Consider the following 2,305-nt stretch of genomic DNA (forward strand, 5'->3'; position numbering starts at 1 on the left):
TGTCAAACGCCATCCGGAACTGCCCCCTTTGCGTCATGAAGAACTGCCCCCACCCTCGGGTTCATGATGTTGGTTGAAGGTTGGCTCCGCCGCTGACGGGACGGAGGGAGGCGGAGCCGACCGGAGGGCCGTCAGCGGCGGGCGGCTTGATGAGGCCGCTCTTGCGCTTGGCGCGGAGCCGGTAGCTGTCGCCGCGGATGGTCAGCACGTGGCTGTGATGCAAGAGCCGGTCGAGGATCGCGGTGGCGACCACCGGGTCGGCGAACACGGTGCCCCATTCGGCAACGCTGCGGTTCGACGTGATCAGCATGGCGCCGGTTTCGTAGCGGCGGCTGACCAGCTGGAAGAACAGATGCGCCGCATCGGGCTCCAGCGGCAGGTAGCCGAGCTCGTCGACAATCAGCAGCTTTGGCTTCGCCAGCGCGAGCAGTTTCTCGTCCAGGCGCCGCTCGCCATGCGCCTTGGCGAGGCCAGCGACCAGTGTCGTCGCCGTGGTGAACTGCACCGTGTAACCGGCCAGGATCGCCTCTCGCCCGAGCGCGATCGACAAGTGCGTCTTACCGACGCCCGGCGGGCCGAGCAGCAGCACGTTTTCGCCGTTGGCGATCCAACGTGACGCGGCCAAGTCGCGGATCTGCCTGGGATCGATCGAGGGCTGCGCCTCGAAGTCGAAGCCAGCAAGCTCCTTCACGGCTGGGAAGTGCGCGAGCTTCAGCGCCATGTCGATGCGGCGATGATCCTTGCGTGCGATCTCGCGCTCGCACAGCAGGATCAGCGTCTCACGTGCCGACAGGTTCGCGCGCGCTGCCTCGTCGAGCAGGCTATCGAGCTGATCGCGGATGCCGGAGAGCTGTAACCGCGCCAGCATAGCATCGAGGGGATCAGTCGGTACTTCGGTTGCCTTTGCGCGCGTCATCAGAAGCTTCCTCCGATCACGGCTTCATATTCAGTAAGCGGACGCAACAACGAGGGTGATGGAGACGACCCAGGCGCCGGCGTTGCCGCAATCTCTGATCGGCGGACCGCACCATTGCGCCCGACGACCCCGTCAAGGTGGGAGGGATCGACAATACGCAGCCGACGTCCCTTCGATTGCTCGTGGACCGCTACCTGATGCACGCCATGGCGGATCCGCACCTCGCCAGCTGCGACGGTCACCGCCACGCGCTCACCAATTAGGCGCCACGGCACCGAGTAGCTGTTCGTGTCGATCTCGATGGCGCAATCGTTGCCGACGATCCGGGTCAGTTCGCGCAATGATCCGAAGGAGGGCTGCCCGCCGAGCGGTTTTAACCGGTGTGCTTCGTCTCGCGCGAAGCGGACGATGGGCGCCTCGCCGGTTGTGCCGTGGATACGAACGTTTGCAATCTCGCGCTCCCATTTGGCGAGATGTGCCTCAAACGCCTCCCAACTCGCGAAGCAATGACCCGCGATCGCGTTCTTCTTCACGTAGCCGACGCCATTCTCGGTCTTGCCTTTCGTGCGTGCCCGATATGGTGCGCAGGCGCGAGGCCGGAAGCCCCAGTGCTTCGAGAAGGCAATCAGCCTGTCGTTGAACTGAACCGACCGGCTGCCGACGTCGTGGCGCACCACAAGTGCGCGTGGGTTGTCCATCAGCACTTCCTCCGGGACACCGCTGAAGGTGGTGAATGTGCTCTCGAGCCCAGCGAACCAGTGCTCCTGCTTCTCGGCCCGGAACGCACGCACATGTACCCGCCGCGAATGCCCGAGCGTCGCCACGAACACGAATGCCTTGATCTTCGCGCCGCCGATCTCGACCAGGCGCTCTCCGAAGTCGATCTGCAGCTGCCGGCCAGGGGGCGTCTCGAACCGCATCGTCGCCAGCGCCTCCGCCTTCAGCGCCTGACGATAGGGCTGTACCGCGCGTTGCAGCGTTCGCCGGCTGACTGTCACGCCTTTCTCGGCCAACAGGTCCTGGCGCACCACGTCCGCATTGCCGCGATGGCGAATGAACCTCTCGCGCAGCCAACCCTCAAGGCCGTCGAGCCGCTTCAGCCGCTCGGGCGACTTGAACGGCTTCACCCCGCCCGCCGCAATATAATCCTTCACCGTGTGATGGCTGCAGCCCAGCTGGCGCGCAATGCGCTTCAGCCCCCATCCGCACGCCCTCAGGCGCAACATCTCCGCCACGTCATCCGGCGTCTTCATCACCTGCCCCCGTGGATCACTCCACGACGAGCCTCTAGTGATTCGTTCCTGCTTCATTCGCTCTCTCCTCGGCTAATCCAAGGAGGGGGCAATTCCTCATGGCGCCGAGGGGGCAGTTTTCCATGGCGCGCGACAG

At 64.7% G+C, this 2,305-nt stretch carries 2 protein-coding genes; both read right to left on the reverse strand.

The genetic code is table 11. The annotated features are described in order from the left end of the window. Positions 1-61: 61 nt before the first annotated feature. Positions 62-916, reverse strand: coding sequence for an IS21-like element helper ATPase IstB (istB, locus tag Q2M23_RS43425; RefSeq protein ID WP_225649584.1), 855 nt, complete (start codon positions 914-916; stop codon positions 62-64). Continuing rightward, positions 916-2,226: an IS21 family transposase gene (istA, locus tag Q2M23_RS43430; RefSeq protein ID WP_225649585.1), complete on the reverse strand. Its 1,311-nt coding sequence runs from the start codon at positions 2,224-2,226 to the stop codon at positions 916-918. Before istA ends, istB begins: the two co-directional genes overlap by 1 nt. Positions 2,227-2,305: the final 79 nt, after the last annotated feature.

The organism is Bradyrhizobium sp. 33ap4, from assembly GCF_032654765.1.
In the GTDB taxonomy this organism is placed as follows: Bacteria; Pseudomonadota; Alphaproteobacteria; order Rhizobiales; family Xanthobacteraceae; genus Bradyrhizobium; species Bradyrhizobium australafricanum.

Coding starts and splice junctions, on each gene's coding strand:
- istB (WP_225649584.1), bottom strand. CDS start 916: ATGACGCGCGCAAAGGCAACCGAAGTACCGACTGATCCCCTCGATGCT.
- istA (WP_225649585.1), bottom strand. CDS start 2,226: ATGAAGCAGGAACGAATCACTAGAGGCTCGTCGTGGAGTGATCCACGG.